The sequence below is a fragment of the Bacillus sp. JJ664 genome (genome assembly GCF_036962205.1).
In the GTDB taxonomy this organism is placed as follows: Bacteria; Bacillota; Bacilli; order Bacillales; family Bacillaceae_G; genus Gottfriedia.
Genome location: NZ_JBALMS010000105.1, coordinates 3,333 through 29,006 on the forward strand (window position 1 = coordinate 3,333; position 25,674 = coordinate 29,006).

Annotated in this window: 25 protein-coding genes; 22 read left to right on the forward strand and 3 right to left on the reverse strand. The window is 34.4% G+C overall.

Annotation, left to right across the window (positions count from 1 at the left end; all coding sequences use genetic code 11):
• Positions 1-1,205: alanine/glycine:cation symporter family protein (locus V7056_RS15900; protein WP_499703404.1), on the reverse strand; the 1,205-nt coding region annotated here is incomplete at its 3' end.
• Positions 1,206-1,724: 519 nt separating this feature from the next.
• Here V7056_RS15900 and V7056_RS15905 point away from each other — a divergent pair.
• The 7 genes from V7056_RS15905 (at position 1,725) to V7056_RS15935 (ending at position 8,269) form a co-directional block, all read left to right on the forward strand.
• Positions 1,725-3,299: a histidine kinase N-terminal 7TM domain-containing diguanylate cyclase gene (locus tag V7056_RS15905; protein ID WP_499703405.1), complete on the forward strand. Its 1,575-nt coding sequence runs from the start codon at positions 1,725-1,727 to the stop codon at positions 3,297-3,299.
• Positions 3,300-3,632: 333 nt separating this feature from the next.
• Entirely contained in the window at positions 3,633-4,610 is a 978-nt protein-coding gene (locus V7056_RS15910; RefSeq protein WP_499703406.1) for a ring-cleaving dioxygenase, read from the forward strand.
• A 365-nt stretch (positions 4,611-4,975) separates the two neighbouring features.
• Positions 4,976-5,386: a hypothetical protein gene (locus tag V7056_RS15915; protein ID WP_499703407.1), complete on the forward strand. Its 411-nt coding sequence runs from the start codon at positions 4,976-4,978 to the stop codon at positions 5,384-5,386.
• Between the two features lie 221 nt (positions 5,387-5,607).
• Entirely contained in the window at positions 5,608-7,086 is a 1,479-nt protein-coding gene (locus tag V7056_RS15920) for a flavin monoamine oxidase family protein (protein ID WP_499703408.1), read from the forward strand.
• A gap of 80 nt (positions 7,087-7,166) precedes the next feature.
• Positions 7,167-7,415: a spore coat associated protein CotJA gene (locus V7056_RS15925; RefSeq protein WP_499703409.1), complete on the forward strand. Its 249-nt coding sequence runs from the start codon at positions 7,167-7,169 to the stop codon at positions 7,413-7,415.
• A gap of 5 nt (positions 7,416-7,420) precedes the next feature.
• Positions 7,421-7,684 carry a spore coat protein CotJB gene (locus V7056_RS15930; protein WP_499703410.1) on the forward strand — a complete coding sequence of 88 codons (264 nt, stop codon included), beginning with the start codon at positions 7,421-7,423 and terminating at the stop codon, positions 7,682-7,684.
• Between the two features lie 15 nt (positions 7,685-7,699).
• On the forward strand, positions 7,700-8,269 hold the full coding sequence (locus V7056_RS15935) for a manganese catalase family protein (protein WP_499703411.1): 570 nt from the start codon (positions 7,700-7,702) through the stop codon (positions 8,267-8,269).
• 143 nt (positions 8,270-8,412) lie between these two features.
• Here V7056_RS15935 and V7056_RS15940 read toward each other — a convergent pair whose 3' ends face one another.
• Positions 8,413-8,769, reverse strand: a complete 357-nt coding sequence (locus tag V7056_RS15940) for a DoxX family protein (RefSeq protein WP_499703412.1) — start codon at positions 8,767-8,769, stop codon at positions 8,413-8,415.
• A gap of 538 nt (positions 8,770-9,307) precedes the next feature.
• Here V7056_RS15940 and V7056_RS15945 point away from each other — a divergent pair.
• The 13 genes from V7056_RS15945 (at position 9,308) to map (ending at position 22,712) form a co-directional block, all read left to right on the forward strand.
• Entirely contained in the window at positions 9,308-10,552 is a 1,245-nt protein-coding gene (locus tag V7056_RS15945) for an ABC transporter substrate-binding protein (RefSeq protein WP_499703413.1), read from the forward strand.
• 58 nt (positions 10,553-10,610) lie between these two features.
• A complete protein-coding gene (locus tag V7056_RS15950; protein ID WP_499703414.1) occupies positions 10,611-11,561 on the forward strand; it encodes a carbohydrate ABC transporter permease in 951 nt (316 codons plus the stop codon).
• A gap of 89 nt (positions 11,562-11,650) precedes the next feature.
• Positions 11,651-12,409 (forward strand): carbohydrate ABC transporter permease, encoded by a 759-nt coding sequence (locus V7056_RS15955; protein ID WP_088001692.1) that lies wholly within the window; start codon positions 11,651-11,653, stop codon positions 12,407-12,409.
• Between the two features lie 28 nt (positions 12,410-12,437).
• A complete protein-coding gene (locus tag V7056_RS15960) occupies positions 12,438-13,703 on the forward strand; it encodes a Gfo/Idh/MocA family protein (protein WP_499703415.1) in 1,266 nt (421 codons plus the stop codon).
• A 101-nt stretch (positions 13,704-13,804) separates the two neighbouring features.
• Entirely contained in the window at positions 13,805-14,524 is a 720-nt protein-coding gene (locus tag V7056_RS15965; RefSeq protein WP_499703416.1) for a GntR family transcriptional regulator, read from the forward strand.
• Between the two features lie 68 nt (positions 14,525-14,592).
• The gene (locus tag V7056_RS15970) at positions 14,593-15,804 is read left to right on the forward strand and encodes an SIS domain-containing protein (RefSeq protein ID WP_499703417.1); all 1,212 of its coding nucleotides are present in this window, start codon (positions 14,593-14,595) and stop codon (positions 15,802-15,804) included.
• A complete protein-coding gene (gatY, locus tag V7056_RS15975; RefSeq protein ID WP_499703418.1) occupies positions 15,801-16,652 on the forward strand; it encodes a tagatose-bisphosphate aldolase subunit GatY in 852 nt (283 codons plus the stop codon). The genes V7056_RS15970 and gatY overlap by 4 nt, the downstream gene beginning before the upstream one ends.
• A 4-nt stretch (positions 16,653-16,656) precedes the next feature.
• Entirely contained in the window at positions 16,657-17,592 is a 936-nt protein-coding gene (gene pfkB / locus V7056_RS15980) for a 1-phosphofructokinase (RefSeq protein WP_499703419.1), read from the forward strand.
• A gap of 1 nt (position 17,593) precedes the next feature.
• On the forward strand, positions 17,594-18,529 hold the full coding sequence (locus V7056_RS15985; protein WP_499703420.1) for an ROK family protein: 936 nt from the start codon (positions 17,594-17,596) through the stop codon (positions 18,527-18,529).
• A gap of 81 nt (positions 18,530-18,610) precedes the next feature.
• A complete protein-coding gene (gene nagA / locus V7056_RS15990) occupies positions 18,611-19,753 on the forward strand; it encodes an N-acetylglucosamine-6-phosphate deacetylase (RefSeq protein ID WP_499703421.1) in 1,143 nt (380 codons plus the stop codon).
• A 169-nt stretch (positions 19,754-19,922) separates the two neighbouring features.
• Complete coding sequence (locus tag V7056_RS15995) at positions 19,923-20,936, forward strand: S66 family peptidase (RefSeq protein WP_499703422.1); 1,014 nt, start codon at positions 19,923-19,925, stop codon at positions 20,934-20,936.
• A gap of 420 nt (positions 20,937-21,356) precedes the next feature.
• Positions 21,357-21,767 carry an NUDIX hydrolase gene (locus V7056_RS16000; protein WP_499703423.1) on the forward strand — a complete coding sequence of 137 codons (411 nt, stop codon included), beginning with the start codon at positions 21,357-21,359 and terminating at the stop codon, positions 21,765-21,767.
• A 198-nt stretch (positions 21,768-21,965) separates the two neighbouring features.
• Complete coding sequence (gene map, locus V7056_RS16005) at positions 21,966-22,712, forward strand: type I methionyl aminopeptidase (RefSeq protein ID WP_499703424.1); 747 nt, start codon at positions 21,966-21,968, stop codon at positions 22,710-22,712.
• A gap of 46 nt (positions 22,713-22,758) precedes the next feature.
• Here map and V7056_RS16010 read toward each other — a convergent pair whose 3' ends face one another.
• Positions 22,759-23,166, reverse strand: coding sequence for a VOC family protein (locus tag V7056_RS16010; protein WP_499703425.1), 408 nt, complete (start codon positions 23,164-23,166; stop codon positions 22,759-22,761).
• 202 nt (positions 23,167-23,368) lie between these two features.
• On the opposite strand from V7056_RS16010, the gene V7056_RS16015 reads away from it, so the two are divergent.
• Positions 23,369-23,500, forward strand: a complete 132-nt coding sequence (locus V7056_RS16015) for an RAxF-45 family protein (RefSeq protein WP_483301315.1) — start codon at positions 23,369-23,371, stop codon at positions 23,498-23,500.
• A 112-nt stretch (positions 23,501-23,612) separates the two neighbouring features.
• On the forward strand, positions 23,613-25,490 hold the full coding sequence (abc-f, locus tag V7056_RS16020; protein ID WP_499703427.1) for a ribosomal protection-like ABC-F family protein: 1,878 nt from the start codon (positions 23,613-23,615) through the stop codon (positions 25,488-25,490).
• The last annotated feature ends 184 nt before the right edge of the window (positions 25,491-25,674 follow it).

Here is a 25,674-nt window from a genome sequence, read left to right on the forward strand (position 1 = left end):
CTATATAATGCTCCGAATAATACCATTCCAATAACAGCAAAGCGATATAAGTAAATTGTTTTTTTACTATTTTTCATGAAACTGATATTTGATTCACCATAGTAGTAGTTACCCATAATTGTACTTAAAGCAAATAAGAATACAGAAATGGATACAAATGTTGCTGCAAAGTCTCCAAGACTTACACGTAATGATTCTTGTGTTAAAGGAATACCTGTTAACTCAGAAGTTTTGTAGACACCTGAAACTAATACGATCATAGCAGTAGATGAACAGATGATAAATGTATCTACAATTACGCCTAAAGCTTGAATAAAGCCTTGCTTTACAGGGTGAGTAACATCAGCTGTAGCTGCTGCGTTTGGCGCAGAACCCATACCTGCTTCGTTCGAGAATAATCCACGACGAATTCCATGAAGTACGGCAGCACCCATTACACCACCAAACATTTGTTTGAAAGTAAATATACCTTCAGAGAAAATTGCACCGAAAACGTCAGGTAAGATATCAAAGTTAGCAATCATAACCCATAATGCTAAAATTATGTAAACACCAGCTTTAATTGGTACTAATACTGTAGAGAATTTAGCTACTGAATGAACTCCACCAAAAATAATTAGAGCAGTAATAATAGCAAGTACAATTGCAGTAGTTTTCGTACTGATGCCAAATTCATTATCAATAGAAGCGGCAATCGTATTAGCTTGTACAGCATTAAAAATAAGTCCAAAAGATAAAGTAATTAAAATACTAAAGATAATACCAAGCTTTCGATTTCCTAAAGCTTTTTCCATGTAATATGCAGGTCCACCACGCCAAGAATCACCATCTTTAACTTTGTAAACCTGAGCTAGCGTACTTTCTACGAAAGCAGATGCAGAACCGATAAGTGCAATTAGCCACATCCAAAATACTGCACCAGGACCACCTAATGCTACTGCTGTAGCAACACCGGCAATATTACCAGTACCAATACGAGCGGCCATTCCAATCATGAATGCCTGTAATGATGAAACGGTTTTTTTGTCTTTGTCTTTATTCTTACGACCATCCCCTAATAAACGAAGCATCTCAGGGAAGAATCTAATTTGTAAGAAGCCTAAATACACAGTTAAGAATAAGCCGATTGCAACTAAGAAAATTACAATTAATTTAGCCCATAAATAGTCATTTAGTACTGAAATAAATTCTGTCATGAATTTCATCTCCTTGTTGTAAAGTTTTTGCAAAAATAGCAATACTAATGATTATAAAATAAGTTAGAGCATTCTGTAAAATGAATTTTTAGAAAAAATACTGATATATCAATTACCATTTCAAATAGAAGGTAAAAGAAATGTCGTTTTTTAGTATATTCCCATAACATATCTTGTGCAAAAAGGAAAAATAATCTACTAAGTCTAAAAAAATATTTAAAATCAACATGGAAGTACTCAGGCAGTTCAATTCACAAAAAGAAGAGCGATCCACTTTTAATGGAAGAGCTCTTTTTGTGTCGTGTATAAAATAGAATGCTAATTAAATGAAATGTGCTAAAATTATGATAGCAAATAGGCTGATATCTCAATGATATATTATAGGTAAAAAAATTAAAGTAATATAGACTTGACTATAAGAATGTTTTAACATCAAATAATCAATATGATAATCGAAAACTTAGTTAGTTTCACTAGTTTTTATGAATAAAACACTTAATTCAATTAAAACAGATGGAGTAAATAAAGATGCCTCAAGAATTATTATTTTATGTATTAGTTATTATATTTGCAGGTTCGTTAAGTCTATTTTTATCTTTATATGCTCATCTTAATCTAAAAAATGCGCCTGGTGCGAAGCCATATATTACTGTAACCATTTTATCTACTATTTTTACATACTCGTATGTATTTGAGTTGTGTAGTAATTCTTTAGAACAAATAAAATTTTGGTTAAAGATTGAGTATTTAGCAATGCCATTTATTCCAGTTTTTATCTTGTTGATGTGTTTAGAGTACATCGGAATCAGGTTAAAGAATTGGATCAACTATATCCTATTTGTACCCCCAATTGTTACTATCTTTATGCATGATACAAATGATCTTCATCATTTATATTACAAATCGGTTAGTTTAAATAGCGACATTCCTTTTCCAATCGTAAAACTAGTGTATGGTCCATTTTTTTATGTCCATTCAATTTTTCTATTTTTATGTCTAATGATCAGTATTATTATGTTACTTGTTCGTTTAAGAAAATCTGCTGTTTTTCGGTTTAAAATACAAATATTAATGATGATAGCTGGTTTAATCATGCCAATCGTAGCAAATCATTTCTATTTAAATGGACTAAGTCCTTATGGAATAGATTTAGGTCCTGTTTCAATGAGTATTTCTTTTTTATTTCATGGTGCAGCTTTGCTAACTTTTCAAATGTTTAATGTAGCACCAATAGCGAGAGATACGGTTTTTGAAAGTATGAAAGACGGTGTAATCGTTTTAAGTCAAAATAATAGAGTGGTGGACTATAATCATGCAATGAAGGATATATTACCAACTCTTAATAAACACATGATTGGTAAACCAATTAAAGAGATTTTATGTGACCATCAACATTTATTTGAGCTAATTCAGAAAGGACAATCTTTTGATTGTGAATTGTTAATAAATAGGCAAAACATACATTACAATATTCGTTTTGCACCGGTTCTGAATAAAAACGGCATGAATGTTGGACAGATTCTTACATTTACCAATATAACGGAAAGAATCTATTTACTAAAAAAACTAAAACGTCTTGCAAGTATAGATGGATTAACTCAAATTTTTAATAAAACATTCTTTATGAATAGGTATGAAGAGGTTTTCAATGAACTAAAAGCTACTGGAGAGAATATTGCTGTCGTAATGTTTGATATAGACCATTTTAAAAAAGTAAACGATACTTTTGGTCATGAGGCGGGAGATATCATATTATCGTCTGTTTCAAAATTGGCAAAAGATCATTTAAGGAGTTCAGATTTTATAGGACGATACGGCGGAGAGGAGTTTGTTATTTGCATGCCAAATACAAATATTTTTGAGGCATACAAAATGGCGGATTTTATTCGAGAGAAAATAGCTGAATGGAAGACAAGCATAAATGACAAAGAAATACAGGTAACCTCAAGTTTTGGGGTTACGTCTACCCAATTTTTGATTGGAGACGGAAATAAAACGATGCAATCTTTGATTAGAGAAGCAGACCAGGCACTTTATGTTGCGAAAAATGGCGGCAGGGATCGTGTTGAGATTTTTGAACTAGTTAATGAATATTCACTTTAGTTCTCAAACAGAACGAATCATAAGAGGAGTACTACCATTAAAAATCGGTAGTACTTTTTTGATTTAGTCTCTTAAAATGTACGCAAAGAACTGATTTAATGTAATGTTTCACCAATGTCCGTTGAACAAGCAGGATGGGGTAGTGGAATCATCATCTTTTTTACAGAGGCTATTGTTTAAAATTACTGTTTGACAGAAAAAAGTGATTCATGATATATTTATCTCGAATTCAAGATATCTTGAATTCGAGATATTTTTTACAACCCGTATCAAGTAGGAATAATGAAACAAAATATAAATGAATCGAACGTAATGTTCAGTAGGAGGAAAAATATGAACGGTTTAAAAGGAATCCACCATGTAACAGCTATTACAAGTAGCGCAGAAAAAAACTATGAATTTTTTACGTATGTATTAGGAATGAGATTAGTTAAAAAAACAGTCAATCAAGATGATATTCAAACTTATCATTTATTTTTCTCAGACGATAAAGGTAGCGCTGGAACAGATATGACATTCTTTGATTTTCCAGGAATTCCAAAAGGAGTGCATGGAACAAACGAAATTTCAAAAACGTCATTCCGTGTACCAAGTGATGAAGCAATTGACTATTGGTTAAAACGTTTTGATCGTTTAGAAGTAAAACATACTGGGATTAAAACACAATTTGGTAAGAAGACTTTATCTTTTGTTGATTTTGATGATCAACAATATCAATTAATCTCAGATGAAGAAAACACTGGTGTTGAATCAGGTACACCATGGCAAAATGGACCAATTCCTTTAGAGTATGCGATTACTGGATTAGGACCAATCTTTGTACGAACTGCTCATTTCGACTATTTTAAAGAAGTACTAGAAAAAGTCATGTTATTTAAAGAGATTGATAAAGATGGTTCTGTTCATTTATTCGAAGTAGGTGAAGGTGGAAATGGTGCGCAGGTAATTGTTGAGTATAATACAATATTACCTCAAGCCATCCAAGGGTTCGGAACTGTTCATCACACTGCATTCCGTGTAGATGATCGATCTGTTCTTGAAGAGTGGATTAAACGCTTCGAATCTTTCCAATTCCCAACTTCTGGGTATGTTGATCGTCACTTCTTTGAATCATTATATGTAAGAGTTGCACCACAAATTTTATTTGAATTTGCAACAGATGGCCCAGGATTCATGGGGGATGAACCTTATGAAACGCTAGGTGAAAAACTATCTTTACCTCCGTTTTTAGAATCAAAACGTGCAGAAATTGAAAGTATGGTTCGCCCAATTGATACTGTTAGAAGTACGAAAGAATTTGTAAAAGAATAACTTCTTTAAATACTTCATCTGGAGCCATTTTAGGCTCAGTTATAACGGTTTATTCATCTAATTATGTAGATTTGAAGGAACTGATTAGATTAAAGAAAGAAAAATGCCAATGCAAAGTCAATTGAGGATGTAATCAATAAACTGAAAAAAAGTGAAGATGTAGAGATCAAAGATCAAGAACTGAAACAAGAACTGTCTACAGAAGAATCCGAATAAAATGATTAGAACTGAAAAACACCTTTTGGGAAAGCGTCATCAAAAGGTGTTTTTTGTTTCTTCAAATCACTTTCGTTCTGACTTGTTATTACATTTAAAGGTACTTTCAAGCGCAACAAAGAAATAAATATAGCATAAGGAGGGATAAAATGATTTTTTATAAATCTTTGAAATACATTGGTTTTTTAATCTTATTGTACGGAGTTTCAATAGGTTGTTTATATATAAATAATCATATACATAAAATTGCAGCTGAGACTTATGACTACTCAGACTATATATTGATATTATCTTTCTTATACGTTCCAATTGGTTTATGTCTGGGATTGCCAAGGTTATTAGATGAATGGAAGCAAAAGGGGAATTGGAAAATAAATGTGACGAAGCTCATTGTGTTAGGGATTCCAGCATTATATTTTTCTGGTTATATGTATATACATTATCACATACCTTTTTTACAGTTATGGAATTCTGTAGCGGTTGAGCTACTTCAAGTAAAATCAACAATTCTTTCGAATATAATATTAGGTTATATATTGATAACAAGTTTTCATAAGTAACATAATCATGCGGTGAAAAGCAGTACCTAAATGGTACTGCCTTTTTTATTGCTCCAAAAATCATCTTTTTATATGCATTGTAATAAATTTTTATTATTCACCTCCTTATTGTTAGAAAAAGTAAAAATTTTTAATGAATATTGTAAAAAAACCTTCTATTGAAATATTTTAGTGAATAAGATTCTTTTGAACTAAATTATTTATTATTTAGGAGAGAAGACATGAAACGTACATCTAAGAAGGTTATGTCAAAGGAAGAGATGCTTTCTTGCATTCATCATGGTTTAGAGAAAACAACCAACCCTAAAAGAATTGTTATTGTAGGAGCAGGTATTGCGGGTCTAGTGTCTGCTTCGTTACTAAAAGAAGCTGGTCATGAAGTTGTTATTTTAGAAGCAAATGGTCGAGCAGGGGGTCGCATTTATACGAAAAGAAATCCATTTATTAATGACCAATATTTAGAGCTAGGTGCAATGAGAATACCATCTACTCATCATCTTGTTTTGGCGTATATAAAAAAATTTGGTCTAGAAATCAATGAATTTATTAATGGAAAATCAGATGATGTTATTTATGCGAATGGCATAAAAACGATCCAAAAAAAGTATGAAAAAAATCCAGATATGCTAGGGTACCAGGTGACTGAAAATGAAAAAGGAATAAATGTAGATTCATTAATTGAAAGATCAATCAAACCTGTAATCGATTATATTAATCAAAATCCTGATGAAAATTGGGAGAAAGTAATTGAGGAGTTAGATCGTTATTCGATGGACTCTTTTTTACGTTATAACCCTATAGGCGAGCCTCTTTCTCCTGGAGCGGTAGAAAAAGTTAAAGTACTTTTAGGGATGGAAGGATTTCCAGAGCTAGCTTTTACTGCAATATTAAGAGAGTTTATTGTTTTGTTTACGAAAGATCTTAAGTTTTATGAAATAACTGGTGGAAATGATAAATTGGCACATAAATTTCATGAGAAGTTAAAAAAACATCTATATTTTGGCCAAAAAGTAAATAAAATTGTGCAAGAAAATCACCAAGTTACGATTCATTCAGATCATTATACTAGCCATATTCCATTTGAAACTTCAGGTGATTATGCGATACTGACAATTCCATTCTCTTTACTAAACTTTATTGAAGTATACCCACGTGATTCATTTTCATATAGCAAATGGAAAGCAATTCGAGAGCTACATTATGTAGCCTCAACAAAGATTGGTTTACAATTTAAGTCTAGGTTTTGGGAGAAGGAAGGAATCCTTGGAGGGAAACTTACGACAGATTTACCAATTCGATTCGCTTATTATCCTAGTAATCATAATGGGACTAATGGTTCCGGCATCATATTAGCTAGTTACACTTGGGAAGATGATGCACTAATTTGGGATAGTATGTCCGAACAAGATCGTATATCGAATGCTTTGAAGGATTTAGCAACGATTCATGGGGATCAAGTGTATACAGAATATATTACTGGTTTTACACATAGTTGGGCGCTGTATCCATACTCTGGTGGTGCATTTTCAATGTTTAAACCGGAACAAAATAAAGAGCTCTCACCTCATGTTTACACGCCGGAAGGAAGAGTTCACTTTGCCGGAGAGCATACCTCAACAGCACCTGCTTGGATTGAAGGAGCTGTTGAATCAGGTATTCGAGCCGCCTATGAAGTAAATAATAGGTCGTTTCATGAATAATCCATTTCTTTCTCATTATTTCGCTCATCTATGAATATAGTGAAATAGTTGATATTTTTACTTTCAAAGGAGTGATCACTTTGAACGATAATCAAAAAGATAATAATCTCCCGTCGTTTACCCACGTTAAAGCATATACTGTTTTTCACGGGCCAAATGATCCTTGTCCACCAATTGGACAAAAATTCTATTCAACTCCGCCACAGCTTTATCTTGGATTCCAACCACCAAATTTAGAACAATTTCCTTATAAGGAAGCATTGCAAAAGGGTACGCTTTGGAAAGTATTCTATGATTTTTATGACAATCCATATAAAGCAAGGGGGTAAAAAAGATGACAAGTCCCTTTCCGCCGGAATATTATCAAGAATTAGAAGAATTACAAGCTGTTGATTTTGTCCTTGTCGAATTGACTTTATATTTAGATACTCATCCAGATGATGCAAATGCAATTAACCAATTTAACCAGTACGCTCAGTATAAAAAACAAATTGAGGCTAATTTCGAAGCTAAGTATGGTCCACTTTTACAATTTGGCAATAGTTTCTCTGATGAGAATTGGAGCTGGGGTAAAGGCCCTTGGCCATGGCAAGTTTAGAAGGAGGAGAATCAGATGTGGATCTATCAAAAGAAATTACAATATCCAGTTAAAGTGAGTACATGTAACCCTATGTTAGCTAAATTTTTAGTTGAACAATATGGTGGGGCAGATGGAGAGCTTGCTGCTGCTTTACGATATTTAAACCAACGATACACAATACCTGACAAAGTAATCGGACTATTAACTGATATTGGTACGGAAGAATTTGCACATTTGGAAATGATTGCTACAATGATTTATAAATTAACAAAGGATGCTACTCCAGACCAAATGAAAGCTGCAGGGTTAGATGCACACTATGCAGCGCATGATAGCGCTTTGTTCTACCATAATTCTGACGGTGTGCCATTTACTGCAGCGTATATCCAAGCAAAAGGAGATCCAATTGCAGATTTATACGAGGATATTGCAGCTGAAGAGAAAGCACGCGCTACATATCAGTGGATTATTGATATGTCAGATGATCCAGATTTAAATGATTCTTTAAGATTTTTAAGAGAGCGTGAAATCATTCATTCACAAAGATTCAGAGAAGCAGTAGAAATCGTAAAAGACGATCGCCAGCAGAGAAAGATATTTTAAATATATATGTCAAACCTCTAGTGTTTATGGGACATTAGAGGTTTTTTCATATAGTTTCTGATAGAACGAATAATTAGCACAAACACCATTAAGTGGAATAAAGAACAGCACTCAGCAATTTAATTACTAAGTGCTGTTTTAATTTAAAGGAGATCGTTTACATTCATAACCACTAGAATAATATTTATCACAGCAAAAACAAAAGCAGGTGCAGCTTTACCAATCGGATCCTTGACTCTAAAGTGTGCGATACATGCAAGTAGCATTGTAATCCCAAGCAAGATGCAGGCCCATGGGACTGCCCAAGCAATCCAGTAGCCACTGATGAGTAATATAGCACCAGCAAATTGGACAAAACCTGTGACGACTCGAAACCACCCGGGTAGTTCAAGATGCTCGAACATGTCAACCCAATATTTAGCCCCCGCGACTTTTGCTACTCCTGAAAAGACATAGTACAGGATTAGAAAACTTTGAAGTACGATGGATAGTATGAACATTTAGATTTCCTCCCTAATCATAAAGAATTAAGCTAATTCTATCCCTTTTAAAAGATTTTGATTTTACTAGCAATTTAATCGATTTCAAGTACTAACCACTTTTAATCCTATTCGATATCACCTCATAGAATACTATGAAGTATTGTGTAAAAATAAAGCATGTTCTTTAAATAAATCTGCAATGCATACGTAATGAAAGCTTAAAACTAAGGCACACATTATTTATGAGAAGAGAATCCATCTGATCATTACGATTGTTCATCTTTGAGAATAATGATGAAATGTGTCGATTAAATTTTCAGATAAAAATGATGAAAAGGTATTTTGGATTTGAAAAAGAGGTGTTATACTATCATCAACTGGTAATGACGTCATTACTATACTGCTGCTAGGAGGTGCTAATCCATATACTGAAACTGAAGTTACTGTAAGACATTTTTGTAAGCCTTTACACAACAACTGGTAATAACATCATGATGAGGTGGTTTTTATTAGGTTGGAAATCTATTAAACTTTCAGAAGAAGGAAGGGAAAAAAGATGAAAAAATGGCTTATCATGATTTTAACATTGGCGTTGGGATTACTAGGGTTAGCAGGATGCAGTTCTAGTGATGAAACATCAAGTGATGGAAAAGTCGAGATTACTTATGGATTTTGGGATAAGAAGCAAGTCCCTGCAATTGAAGAAATTATAAAATTATTTAATGAAAAAAATCCTGATATTAAAGTGAAGACCGAGCTGACTCCTTATGCACAGTATTTCCAAAAGCTTGAAACAGCTGCAACAGGTGGAGCGCTACCCGATGTGTTATGGATGAATGGTCCGCATGTTGTTCAATATGCAAAAGGTAAAGTCATTCTTCCATTAAGCGACATGGCTAAAAAAGATGATTATAGCTTTGATAATTATCCAAAGTCGTTAATTGATCTTTACACAGTTGATGATGAAGTATATGGAATTCCAAAAGATTTTGATACGACAGGTTTATGGTATAACAAAAAGATTTTTGATGAAGCAGGTGTGCCGTATCCAGATGATACTTGGGACTGGAACAAGTTAAAGGAAGCAGCTACTAAGCTAACTAATAAAGATAAGGGTATTTGGGGCTATGCTGCTTTAATGGGTAACCAAGGTGGATATTATGATTTCATTTGGCAAAATGGAGGTCATATTATTTCTGAGGATGGTAAGTCTGTTGGATTTGATCAACCTGAAGCGATTGAGGCATTAAAATATAATGTTAGCTTTATTGAAGACGGGCTTTCTCCAACACAAGCTCAAATGACGGAAACAGCGGCTTCTGAACTATTCTCTTCAGGCAAAATCGCTATGATGTTTGATGGTCCTTGGATGGTTCCAGAATATAAGAAAAATCCTGACTTAAATGTCGCGGTTGTACCACAAGGAAAGCAACGTGCTGTTGCGATTCATGGATTATCTAATGTTATTGCGGCGAATACAAAGCATAAAGAAGCAGCATGGAAGTTTGTACAGTTTTTAGGCTCTAAAGAAGCAGCGGAAGTATATGCAAAAACAGGAACAGTAATTCCTGCTTACAATGGTACGCAAGATGCTTGGTTACAATCTGTCCCAAATTTAAATCTTAAAGCATTTATCGATGGTGTTGATTATTCTGTACCGTTACCAAGTGTGGAAAATACAGGGGAAATTTGGCAGTATGAAACTGATATTCTGAAAAAGGCTTGGAGCGAGGAAGAAAGTGTAGAAGATGCAGTAAAAGAGTTAACGAAAAAAGCAAATGAGGCACTATCTAAAAACTAAAAAAATGAAGAGGAGAAGTAGTTTCTTCTCTTTATTTTCCTTAAAAGGAGGGAGTATTGTGAAAGAAATTCCTCTACAAGTGGAACTAAACGCGAAAAGAAGAAAATTGAAAGTACCAAACTTAAGTAAGACAAGAAAGCGTTCTGATTACTTTTGGGCGTATTTGATGATTGCACCTACTATGCTAGGCTTATTGGTTTTTTACCTGTGGCCAATACTTCAAACGATTTACTTTAGTTTTACGGAGTGGGGAGCATTTGGACAGTATGAATGGACGGGGTTAGACAACTATAAACGAATGATAGATGATGCTAACCTTCTACAGTCATTCAAGAATACTGGCATTTATATTTTATTCACAGTACCAATTGGAATTTTCCTTTCTATTCTAGTCGCTGTTCTCTTAAACCAGAAAATTAAGGGGAAATCGGTTTACCGAACTTTATATTTTTTACCGGTTATTACAATGCCCGCTGCGATCGCCATGGTGTGGAGGTGGCTATATAATTCAGATTACGGACTCCTAAATTATCTTTTATCTCTTATTGGAGTAAAGGGTCCTCAATGGGTAAGTGATCCGAAAATTGCATTGTATTCGATCATAGTAGTAGCGATTTGGAGTGGAATTGGCTATAACGTAGTCATTTTTTTATCAGGTCTGCAGGGAATACCGAAGACGTATTACGAAGCAGCAGAAATTGATGGGGCAGGTCCGATCAAGGTGTTCTTTAAAATAACGCTACCATTACTTTCTCCAGTCATTTTCTTCGTTACGATTATGTCTTTTATTGGGGCATTTCAAGTGTTTGATTTAATTTTCATGATGATCGGTAAAAGTAGTACAGCATTGGAAAAAACACAATCAATTGTGTATTTATTTTATCAGCATGCATTCGTGTTAAATGATAAAGGCTATGCAGCCGCAATCGCTGTTCTATTACTCATTATTATTCTCATTATTACTGCAATTCAAATGGTTTTACAGAAAAAATGGGTTCATTATGATTAAAGGAGGAGTAACCATTGGAAAAAACGAGACAGCTTATAACTAGTAAAACAGTATTAATCCATATCATCCTAATAGTCGGCGCCGTTGCGATGGTCCTACCTTTTATTTGGATGTTCCTCACTTCATTAAAGACTTATGCGGAATCGATCCATGTTCCACCTGTAATCATCCCAAAGGATTTTCAATGGGAAAATTATAAAGAAGTTTTTACATTGCTTCCTTTTTTCAAATTTATGCTTAACACCTTAATCGTTACTGTTCTTCGGACAGCTGGCCAATTATTTTTATGTTCACTAGCAGCCTATGCATTCGCGAGGATAGAATTTCCAGGAAGAAATGTTCTGTTTTTAGTAGCATTATCTGTTTTAATGGTACCAGGGCAAGTATTTTTACTACCACAATATATGATTATGGTGAAATTAGGATGGTTAAATACTTTACAAGCCGTGGTAGTTCCTGGTTTATTTAGTGCATTTGGTACATTCTTATTACGTCAGTTTTTTATGGGGCTTCCAAAGGAGTTAGAAGAAGCTGCTAGATTGGATGGATGTAACCATTTTCAAATTTACTGGCGAGTTATGCTACCTCTAGCAAAACCAGGTTTAGTTGCTTTAGGAATCTTTACAACTCTTTGGAGCTGGAATGAGTTAATGTGGCCAATGATTGTTAATAGTTCACCAGAATCTATGACGCTATCAGTAGGTCTGTCTTCGCTCCAAGGCCAATATTTAACAAACTATCCGGTATTAATGGCAGGATCTTTTTTAGCAATCGTACCAATGCTGATCTTATTTATGATTCTGCAAAAGCAATTTATTGAAGGAATTGCCATAACAGGCGGAAAATAAAGGATTTAATAAAGCTAGGAGGAAACTGATGATGAAAGCAGCTTTAATCGGAGCGGGAAGCAGAGGATTTTATGCATACGGATCGTATGCTCTTCAATATCCACATGAAATTCAATTCATTGCGGTAGCTGAGCCAAATAAAGAAAAGCGAGAGAAATTTGCTGAAACGCATAATATTCCAGAGAATATGAGATTTGAAGATTGGACGGAGCTATTAGAAAAGGAACAACTTTGTGAGGCACTCTTAATTTGCAGTCCAGATCGAGACCATTTTAAACCAGTTATGAAAGCAATTGAAAAAGGGTATAGTATTTTGCTAGAGAAACCGATGTCACCGATTCCACATGAGACTTTACAAATTGCAGAAGCAGCTCGTAAACATAATACCTTATTAACGGTTTGTCATGTGATGCGATATGCTCCATTTTATCAAGCATTAAAAGAGGTCATTGATCAAAAAGCAATCGGTGAAATTGTATCTATTCAATGGAATGAGAATGTTGGATATTTTCATCAAGCACATAGCTTTGTTCGTGGTAACTGGCGCAATTCAGGGCAATCAAGTCCAATGATCCTTCAAAAAAGCTGTCATGATATGGATATGTTGGCATGGTTAATTGGCAAAGAATGTAAAAGTGTTTCTTCTTATGGAAGTTTATCTTATTTTAAAAAGGAAAATGCTCCAGAAGGCTCAACATATCGTTGTTTGGATGGATGTAAGGTAGAAAAAGAATGTCCATATTCGGCTGCCAAATGGTATTTACATGATCGTGATGTTTGGCCAGCTAATGTCATTTCGGCAGATTCAAGTATAGAAAGTAGATTAAAGGCGATTCAAGAAGGTCCTTATGGTCGCTGTGTGTATCATTGTGATAATGATGTAGTTGACCATCAAGTAGTTAATTTATTGTTTGATAATGATGTGACAGTTGCCTTCACCATGACTGCTTTTACAAAGGAAACTTTCCGAAACTTTAAAATCATGGGTACAAAAGGAGAAATTAATGGTAATGATGCAAAAAATGAGCTCGAGATCAACTATTTTTCAGGAAAAAAAGAAATGATCCATCCTGAAACAGTAGATGGGGGTCATATGGGGGCAGATACAAGTATAATGGCGGACTTTATTCATAGCGTAAGACAGAAAAGTAATAGCAGTTTAACATCCGCTTTTGTTTCTGCGCAAAGTCACATGATTGCCTATGCGGCTGAGGAATCAAGAGTTACTGGAGCAATCGTATCATTAAAGGAATACGTGGAAAATTTAAAAGAGATAAAAGAGGAAGTTTTATAAAAAAATCTACTGCGACAAAAAGTGGTAACTTTTTCAATATTATGTATAATATACTTATTAATAACTGGTTATGACAAAGATACCACCTAAAGGAGCATATCATGGTAGAAAAGGATTCTCGACTTCCTCTGTATTATCAATTAATGGACATTTTATTAGAAAAAATTGAATCAGGTGAGCTTGTTGAAAATGATCAACTACCATCTGAAAGAGAATTATGTGATTCCTACCGAGTGAGCCGTACAACTGTAAGGCAAACAATGCAGGAATTAGAAAAACAGGGATTTATTTATAAGGTTCATGGTAAAGGAACGTATGTCTCACCAAGAACGCATAATCAAAGTCTTGTGAAGTTTTATAGTTTTACAGAAGAGATGAAAAAAGTCGGAAAACTTCCAACCACTCAGGTCGTTTCATTTGAGAAAGTATTTTGTGATAATAAAATTGCAAAAGTTATGGATCTACCGGTTGAAGAAGAAGTATTTAAGATCGTTCGATTAAGGCTTGCTGACCAGGATCCGATGTTATACGAAACATCGTATGTTCCAGTCAAAGATTTTAAAAATCTTTCTAGTCAGGAATTAGAGCAAATACCTATGTATGAAATTTTTCGTTCCCAGTATAACGTGAAAATTTCTAGAGCATTGGAGAGCTTTATGGCGGTTAGTGCAAATAATGTTGAATCAGACATGTTAAACATAAATGAAGGTGCACCATGTCTTATGTTAAAACGTATTACCTATGACCAAAGCAAAGTGATTGAATACACAATTTCTATTGCTAGAGGTGACAAATTTACTTATACGGTAGAACTGAAATAGATACTCTCTGTATCTATTTCAGTCTAACTGGTAATGACGACATTAACTGTTAAATAGGAGGAGAAAAAATGGAGCTATTAAAATCAAGTGAATTCGAGAGAATGAATGTAGGTGCCAGCCATACCGCAAAAGAAATAGCCCAGCAGCCTAGATTATGGAACGAGACAAAGGAAATTATTTTATATCATAGAAATCGGATTCTTTCATTTTTAAAGAGTATTGAAAATAAGCATGATCAATTGCGTATCATCTTGACTGGTGCTGGGACTTCAGCTTTTGTAGGTGATACCATCCTTCCGCATCTAAAAGGAATCGTAAATAACAAAAAAATAGTGGTAGAAAGTATTGCAACAACGAATATTGTTTCGAATCCTGACTCGTTTTTAGATGAAAACTTTCCAACAATTATGATTTCCTTTGCGCGTTCAGGAAATAGCCCAGAGAGCTTAGCCGCGGTTAACTTAGGAGAGCAAATCATAAAAGATTTTTACGGAATTATTTTTACATGTAATCGAGATGGACTTTTAGCTGAGAAAAAGAAACATGATCCAAATCACTTAGTTATTTATATGCCAACGGAAGCTAATGACCAAGGCTTTGCAATGACAAGTAGTTTTACAACTATGCTCCTCTCTATTTTACTTCTTTCTCATGTTCAACATATTCACACATTAGAGAAAACGCTTGATGATCTTGTTCAAGCGGGAAATTCCATTATCAGCGAAAGTGAAAAAAGTGTAAGAGAACTAGCAGCCTCTACATTTTCAAAGGTTGTTTATTTGGGATCTGGTGTATTTGAAGGATTAGCAAGAGAAGCTTCTTTAAAATTATTAGAATTAACAGGTGGAACCATTCCATCTACCTTTGATACTTCCTTAGGTTTCCGCCATGGTCCAAAATCAATTTTAGATAAAGATACGATTGTATTCGTGTTCTTATCAAGTCACTCCTATACACGACAATACGATCTGGATATTTTAGAAGAAATCTATCGAGAAACTAAACGAGGAAAGGTTGTGGCGATATCTTCCATTAAGGATGAAATGTCAGTAAAGCATTGCGATATTTTCTATCATGTGAATCTTCCAAAAATTGATCATGATATTTTGCTAACTTTCCCATACATCTTATATGCTCAAACCTTTGCTATGTATAAATCTATTAATCTTGGATTTTCTCCAGACAATCCATCACCATCAGGCGTTGTGAATAGAGTTGTGAAAGGTGTTACCATCCACCCTTATGCTAATGATCCGAAAAATGGAGGAGATTTATCATGATTACTTCAAGAAGTGCAATTCTATTAGATGCACAGTCAAAGGGCTACGCAGTACCAGCTTTTAATATTCATAACTTAGAAACGATGAAAACTGTTTTAGAAACTGCACAAGAGCTACGGTCTCCGGTTATGATCGCTGCTACACCAAGTACGGTGCGTTATATTGGTCAGGATTTTTTAATTGGTATGATGGAAGCCTCTAAAAAAAGCTATGATATTCCAATTTGCTTCCACCTCGATCATCATGAAAAAGTTGAGGATATTAAAACTTTGATTCAAATGGGCATTTCTTCTGTCATGATTGACGCATCGCATTACGACTTTGAGGAAAATGTTAGAATCGTACGTGAAGTAGTGGAGTATGCGGCTCCATTTGGTGTAGCGGTTGAAGCGGAGCTTGGCAGGCTTAGTGGGATTGAAGATGACTTGGAAGTAGATGAGAGGGATCAGATTTATACAAATCCGATGCAGGCTCAAGAGTTTGTTTCTCGAACAGGAATTGATTCACTGGCTGTCGCAATCGGTACTGCGCATGGACTTTATAAAGGGGAACCAAAATTAGATATTGATCGTTTAGCTGCCATTCAAAGGGAAGTTGATATTCCGCTAGTTCTTCATGGTGCTTCAGGTTTGCCAGATGACTTAGTTCAAAAAACAATCGAGAGAGGTATCTGTAAAGTAAATATTGCTACTGAATTAAAAATGGCTTTCGTAAAGGGGCTTCGCGGATATTTAGAAGAACACCCAGAAGCAAATGACCCAAGGTATTATTTTCAAGAAGCAGTTGTTGAAATGAAAAAAGTCGTTGTCGATAAAATCAAAATGTGCGGTAGTGTGAATCGAGGTTAGTAGAATGATTGCAACAGTTACATGTAACCCAGCCATAGATATTCGATACAATCTCCCAGTATTTCAGTTGGATGAGGTGAACCGTGTTTCAATCGTGGATAAAACTGCAGGAGGAAAGGGATTAAATGTTTCTCGTGTATTATCAAAATTAGGAGCGAAGGTAACCTGCACAGGATTTCTAGGAGGAAAAAGCGGTGAATGGATCACTGATCAATTCCCTAGATGGGGATTCATCAATCAGTTTGTACCAATCCAGGGTAACACAAGATTCTGTTTAGCGATTGAATCAAGCGAAGGTCATACAGAAATTCTTGAACAAGGTCCTATGATAGAGGAAAATGAAAGAGAAGAATTTTTAAAGAATTTTGATGGCATCCTTGAAATCAATCAATACATTGTTGTTTCTGGCAGTCTGCCATATGGATTGTCGTCAGAATTTTATCGACAGCTGGCAGTGAAGGCGAAACAAAAAGGGAAGTACTTGCTTTTAGATTCAAGCAATGAGGCATTAGAACAGGGAATTAAAGGGAATCCCTTTTTAATCAAACCTAATAAGGAAGAACTTTGTAAGTTGATAGGAAAAAAGAATGCTACTTTAGAGGAAATGATGCTACATGCTCGGGCCATTTGTCAGAAGGGAATAAAATTCGTCCTTCTTTCTTTAGGAAAACAAGGTGCACTATTAATAAGTAGTGGCAGAGTTCTTCAGGCAAATATTCCGACCTTGACGTCAGTTCATCAAGTAGGTTCAGGAGATAGTATGCTCGCCGGTTTTACATTCGCCCATTCAAAAGGATATTCAATTGAAGAAGTACTAAAGTGGGCATGTGCATGCGGAATGTCAAATGCTGCATCTGAGAGAACAGGAGAAATTGATTTATCGCAAGTACATTACTTTTTAGACTTCATCGAGGTGAAGGAATTAATAGGGGGTGTATAAGTTGGGTTATATTATTTGTTTTGATATCGGTGGTACATTTATCAAATATGGTGTAATCGACCAAAAAGGTCAAATGATGTTTAAAGATAAAGCACTAACCCCTAAAGATGATATTCAAACGTTACTTCCTGAACTGATTATTGAAAAGGTAAAATACCTTCAAAATGATTTTGATATAACTGGAATCGGAATCTCCTCATGTGGCCTTGTTAATCATGAGAAGGGGGAAATACTCTTTTCTAATAATCTACCAGGTTATTCTGGAATGAAATTAGCTGAAACTTTGTTTAAGTCAATTGAATTACCCGTAGTCGTTGAAAACGATGTGAAAAGCGCGTGCTTAGGTGAAATGTGGAAGGGTGCCATTCAAGGGAAGCAAAACGTGGTGTTTTTAACATTAGGAACTGGCATAGGTAGTTCAATTATTATAGACGGGAAAATTGTAAATGGATCGCATCATTTAGCTGGTGAGCTTGGCCATACGGTTATCGTCGCAAATGGAAAGCGTTGCGGATGTGGTCGAAGAGGTTGCTACGAACGATATGCTGCTACATCAGCTTTTGTAAATGATTTTATTGAAGAAAAAAAGAAACAAGGTGTCATATTGGAAAATGTTTCTGGAGAACACATTCTCCAGTTAGTAAATGAAAATGATCCAATTGCTTCTATGGTATATGAGAGATTTGTTTCTTATATAAGCATAGGCTTGGTCAATATCGCACATTTACTTAATCCAGAGGCGATCATAATCGGCGGTGGTATTGCTGAACAAACTGAACAATTTATACAAGATATCAACACCGGAATTAAGAAGGAAATGATGCCTATATACCATAGCCAGAGGGACTTAGTATTTCCTTCAGCTTTAGGAAATGATGCGGGATTGTATGGGGCATGTTATCTAACATTAAAGAAATTAAGCCACTTACAAGTATAATTCGGCTCAGTACAAAGGCAACATCGCTATATGGTGTTGCCTTTAGTCTGTAAGGTGCTTTAATAGATTGGAGGCAATGGAATGATAGCGATTAAGGCGAAAGAAGTTTATACACATCAACAAGTCATCGATACCGGCTACATATTAATTAATGATGAGAGAATAATAGACATTACAACCCAAAAGCCTTCTTGTGAGATTTTGGACTTCTCAGGATATGCAGCCATTCCAGGTTTAATTGATCTTCATATTCATGGACTTGCGGGCTATGACACAATGGATGGAAGAATCAATTCTTTGCAAGAAATGTCTACATCTCTTGTCCGATATGGGGTAACTGGATTTTTGCCAACAACGCTCACACATGATTTCGAAAAAATTAAGAACGCGGTAAAGATTGTCAGTGAGGCAATTGGGCAAACAAGTGGAGCTGAAATCATTGGTTCTTATGTCGAGGGGCCTTATATTACACCTGAACATCGTGGAGCACATCCAATTAAATTTATGCGGGAACTTTCTTTAAGTGAGTTGACTGAGTTAATTGAGGTTTCAAACAATACGATTAAGGTCATGACGATTGCTCCTGAAAAAAAACTAGCGATCGAAGCAATAAAGTGTTTAACAGAAAACGGGATTCATGTTTCAATTGGTCATACGAATGCGGACTATGATATAACGAATATGGCAATTGAACATGGAGCAAGAATAGCTGTTCATACTTTTAATGGAATGAGAGGATTTAATCATCGTGATCCAGGGTGTGTTGGAGCAGTCCTTACGAATGATCAATGTTATTGTGAGTGTATTGCTGATTTACAGCATGTTCATCCTGGTGCAATTAAACTACTTTATAAATCAAAAGGCAATGATCGCATGTTACTAATTAGTGACTCCATGGCAGCAGCTGATTTACCAGATGGCCAGTATTCTCTTGGGACACTAGCGGTAAAGGTGGAAAATAAAATTGCAAGGACTGTAGAAACAGGTTCTTTGGCTGGGAGTACAACTAATTTAATGGAATGTCTTAAGAATGTAAAAGATGTTTTAGACATTCCACTTGAAAGGATTTTACCTATGGTCAGTCTTAACCAAGCCAAACTACTAAAAATTGACCATGAAGTAGGTAGCTTAGAAAGCGGGAAAAAAGCAAATATCGTCTTGATTGACCAAGAATTAAAGGTTAAGGTTACGTTTGTTAATGGAAAAATCGTTTATAGTGACTGATCTAAACCACAATAACAGTTCATACTTGTTTAATTAACCTCAAATGTTTCTAGTACATTAGAGGTTTTTTGTTTTCACTAAAAGGAAATTTTTTCTAAAAAAAGCTAAAAAAGCCTTGTGTATAGAATTAGATTTTAATAGAATCAACTAAAAGCAAATAGGTGATCATATGATTAAATATCCAGTTTTTGAGAAGAATTCAACGATTGGTGTAACAGCACCATCGTCTGGAGTACCATTAGATTTGCATAATATATTTAAGCAAGCTTGTCGTCGGATGGAAGACAATGGCTACATAGTAATTTGTGGTGATACGGTCTGGACTCAAGATAAAGCTAAATCAACAATTGCTGACAAAAGGGCAAATGAGTTTAATGGAATGATGAATAATGAAAATATTAATTTGATTTTTCCGCCCTGGGGTGGGGAATTAGCAATCGAGATGATTGATCAAATTGAATACGATCATTTAAAAGAGAAGTGGATTTTAGGTTATTCGGATACGAGTAGCATTCTTTTAGCAATTACATTGAAAACAGGTTTGGCTACTGCACATGGTACCAACTTATTAGATTTAAGAGGAGAATTTGTTGATGATACGACTGCGATGTGGGAATCAGTCCTTTCAACCAAAAGAGATGGTTCTATCACACAATACTCTTCTAAACGATACCAAAAAGAATGGAATCATGCAGATCCATCTCCATGTGTCTTCCATTTAACTGAGGAAACATTTTGGAAAACAGTTTCAAATAAAAAAGAAACGATTCAAGGTCGTATACTCGGTGGTTGCGTTGATATTATTAGACATTTAATTGGAACTCCTTTTGGAGATGTTCAAGCATTTAGAGAAAAGTTTATACCAAATGAAGCAGTTATTTGGTATTTTGAAAACTGTGATTTAAATACAACGGACTTAAGAAGATCCTTGGTACAGATGAAATTAGCAGGTTGGTTTGAACATTGCTCAGGAATTTTATTCGGACGTAGTTCAGCAAATCAACCAGTAGAAAATTACATGATAGAAGATGTTTACCACGAACTTAGTGAAGAGTTAGGCATTCCAGTTATGTTTGATATTGATTGCGGGCATGAACCTCCCCAAATAACTTTCATCAATGGTGCTTTTGCTGAGATAGAAGTTGATGCAGGCAAAGGGAAAGTGATTCAATATTTTAAATAAAAGCCTGGGCTTATTATTTAATAAGGAGAGATTCTTCTGAAGCAAATCTATTGTGATAAGTGTTTAAAAGAAATAAAAGTAAGAAATGATTTAGTAACTGCAACAATATTTTTTGAAGTGATTCCATATCATGAAGATTGCTACGCAAAGGATTTAAAAGGAGTTAAGACATTATTTTTAAATAATCAACCAGTTAATGGATTTTCAGGGAATATACTCGCTTTTTTTGCCTTAATCGTTTTGATTGTAAGTTTTTTTATAAAAGAGGATACGATGATCTTTTTAGCTGTTTTTATGGTGTTTCCAATTTTATATCGATTGTATTCGTATATAGTGTATGAGAGGCATATAGAAAAATAAATGGTACCTTGAAGAGTGGTACTTATCATTACAAATGTTTTTGTAAAAGGAGTAAATAAAATGAAAAATGTGAATGTCGTTTATTCTCTTATATTTAATGAAGATGATCAAACTGTATTAATGGTTCAAAATGAAAATCTAGTTTGGACACTGCCTGGTGGTGCAGTGGAACCGAATGAAACGTTAAAGCAAGCAGCTGTTAGGGAAACGTTAGAGGAAACAGGATTAGAAGTTGAAGTAGATCATGTAGTCGCTATTAATGAAGCGTTTTTCCCAGAAAGGGATCATCATGCATTATTAATTACATTTTCTGCAAAGATAATTGGCGGCGATATTTCTATCAAATACCCTGATGAGATTTTACAAATTAAATGGATCGATATTGAAACAGCGGATCAATACATGCCATTTCATAAACTAGGTATAAAAAGCTTATTAAATTCATCTGTACCATATACATTCCAAGGTTAAATTAATATAAATTTGAAAGAGAGTCTCAAGTCATTTTGAGGCTCTTTTAACTGTTTAGCCCAACTATTTTTCAGTACTTTTTTACTTCAAAATTAAAATAAACTCATTGTATAAGTAATCAAAAAACTATAACATAGTAATATTATGGCATAATAATAGGTAGACAAATTTCAATAACGAATCAGGAGTAAAAATAGTATGATTATAAGTAATGAACAAGAACTAGAAGCTTTACGAAAAATCGGTCGCATTGTTGCTTTAGCTAGAGAAGAGATGAAAGAAAAAGCAACATCAGGAATGACAACTAAAGAATTAGATGAAATTGGTAAAAAAATATTAGATGAACATGGTGCAACTTCAGCACCACAAAAAGAATATGATTTTCCAGGAACTACTTGTATCAGTGTTAATGAGGAAGTAGCTCATGGTATTCCGAGTGATCGCGTACTTCAAGAAGGCGACTTAGTGAATATTGATGTATCTGCAGCATTAGATGGATTTTATGCAGACACGGGCATTTCATTTGTGATTGGAAAAGGTGATCTGTTAAAAGAAAAACTTTGTAAAGCTGCAGAAGATGCATTTTGGGCTGCAATGAAAAAAACAAAGGCAGGATCTAAACAAAATCAAATTGGTCGCGCTGTATTTAATGAGGCAAGTAAAAATGGATTTAATGTAATTGAAAACTTAACTGGGCACGGAATTGGTAAAAGTCTTCACGAAAAGCCACAGCATATTTTAAATTATTTTGATCCAATGGATGGGGCATTACTGAAAGATGGATTAGTGTTAGCAGTTGAGCCATTCGTATCAGCAAACGCTGACCATATTATTGAATCAGGTGATGGTTGGACATTTGTAACACCTGATAAAAGTTTAGTAGCACAATGTGAGCATACAATTGTTGTTACAAAAGGTGAACCAATTATATTAACACAACTTTAAAACAAAAAAGCGAAAACCTAATCGTAGGTTTTCGCTTTTTTATCTATCATTCTGACGCAGGTACTTTACTTAAATTTAACTCCCAAGTTAATCCGAATTGATCTGTTACAACTGCATATCTTGCACCCCAGAATGTATCTTGAAGTTCCATTTTTATTTCGCCGTCTTTTGATAATGTTTGATAAATAGAACGAATCTCTTCCTCAGAACTCATTTCAAGCATTGTCCAAATATTGTTTCCTTTAGTTATAGGATTAAAAACATCTGCAAAGTAAATAACGCAATTATCATTTATATGGAGTTCAGCATGAATGTATTTTCCTTCATGACCCTTGAACATTTCCATTCCATCACCAGTTTGCGTATTTTTGATTTCTCCACCAAAAACCAGCTTGTAATATTCAAGTACTTCTTTACAATTCTCAATATAAATATGGGGTAATAATTTTTTCATTTCATTTCTCCTCTTTTGACAATTTAGTTTTCTAATATTTTTGGTTAATTTTCAAAATAATGTAAATACTAATGCACAAAATCAGTATAAGCAAATAAATTAGGTATTGTACAATATGCTAAGTTATTTTATAATTTAGATAAATTTAGGATGAAAAGGAGGTGTAGGAAAGATGTTACGTTTTCAAATGGTATGCGCGCAAATGGTAGAATTTTTATATTTTTGTCGTGCGAAATTTGCGTTTTTAACAGTTAACGGGATACGTGTGTCCTTTTTTAACAATTTATCAACTCAAATAAAGAAACGTACTCTTTCCTACGACTTCATAAAATAAGTTAAATGTGTGATTGCACTTTAATGAATCATTAATGAGAGCCATGGATGAGTTTATTGATCCATGGCTTTTTTCTATGGAATTTGTACGGTGAATAGAATGGAGAATCATAATGATTGCATGTAGTATAGAAAAAATTTCGAAAATGTTTGGTGGAAATACACTTTTTACAGATTTATCTTTCCAAATAAACCAAGGTAGTCGAGTAGGTTTAGTTGGGGCAAACGGTAGCGGAAAAACAAGTATTTTTAAACTTTTAACAGGAATTGAAGCGCCAGATAACGGGGTTATTCATTTTAAGAAAGGATTAAAGACCGGTTATTTAGCTCAAATCCCTTCCTTCCCAGAAGAAATGACAAGTCGTGATGTGTTATTAACAGTGTTTGAGGACTTAAGAAAAATTGAAAATGAAATGAAACATCTAGAAATGAAGATGGCAAATACTGCAAACGATCGAGCACTTGATCAATTGCTAAGTAACTACGGAGTATTACAAGAAAAATTTTCCTTAAATGGTGGATATGAAATGGAAGCAGAGCTTTCAAAGATCGTTAACGGTTTAGGGATTAATGATTTATTACAAAAGAAATTTGCTTCTCTAAGTGGTGGAGAAAAAACCAAGATTGGACTAGGAATTGTATTATTACAAAAACCGGATCTATTATTGCTTGATGAACCAACAAATCACTTAGATTTATCTGCGATTGAGTGGTTAGGAGCATTTTTAAAGGAATATGAAGGTACGATTATTACAATTTCTCATGATCGTTACTTTTTAGATGAGGTTGTAACGAGTATTTTGGAATTAGAAGATGGAGAAATAACTGTTTACTATTCTAATTACTCACAATTCGTTATTCAAAAAGAAGAGAGATTATTAAAAGAATTTCAGGCTTATGAAGAACAACAAAAGAAAATTCAAAAAATGAAAGAAACAATTAAACGGTTAAGAGAGTGGGCAAATCAAGCTAATCCACCTAATGCTGGACTGCATAGACGAGCAAGAAGTATGGAAAAAGCGTTAGAAAGAATTGAAAGACTGAAACGCCCTATCTTACAAAAAAAGAAAATGGCATTTCAATTAGAAGAAGCTGGTAGAAGTGGTAAAGATGTTGTGATGGCTGCGAAATTATCAAAAGCATTTCAGGATAAAGTATTGTTTAAGGATATTAATTTTTCTTTATATTATGGAGAAAGAGCGGTTATTGTTGGTGATAATGGAACCGGAAAATCGACCTTATTAAAAATGATACTTGGTGAGGCTACAGTAGATGAAGGAAAACTGAGAATCGGAAGTAATGTCAAAATTGGTTACTTATCTCAGCATTATGAGGCAATCAATTCAGAGCATACAGTACTGGAAGAGTTCAGAGAAGAAGTCCATGTTACCGAGGGAGAAGCTAGAAATATATTAGCAGGCTTTTTGTTTTATGGATATATGGTCTACAGAAAAGTAGGTCAGTTAAGTGGAGGAGAGCGAATGAGACTAAGATTAGCTCAACTCATGTATCAGGATATTAATTTATTAGTAGTGGATGAACCAACGAATCATCTGGATATTGAATCGAGAGAAGTGTTAGAAGATGCTCTTGAAAAATTTAAAGGTACAATTTTATCTGTTTCTCATGATCGTTACTTTATTAATAAGTTATTTTCTAAGATTTATTGGTTAGCTGATGGCGCAATCCATGAATTTATTGAAGACTATCAGTATGCAAAAGAAAAAATGAGTTTACGTAAAAATAAAAAAGAAAAACAACCAAAAATCGATACACCTAAAGAAGTGAAACCAATTAAGAAAGAAAAACAACAAAATATTGAAGTCATTGAGAAAGACATTGCATTATTTGAACAAAAAATAAGTGAGTTAAATAAATTAATGATGGAAGAAAGTAGTATAGATACACTACAAGAACTTCATATGGAAAAAGTAAACTTAGAAGAAAAATGTCAGGAATTATATGTTCAATATGAAGCTTGGTGCGATTGACAATGGTAGACAACTTGAAGATTTGAATAAAATAACATTGGCAAATTACAAAGTACATGCTCATTACTAACATTAAATCATAGGATATTAAGATCTATATTCTAATTTAGGTGGTGAGCGTATGAGCGACTATTTATATGGACGATATCCTGGCCCACCAGGTCAAGGACACGGCGGACACGGA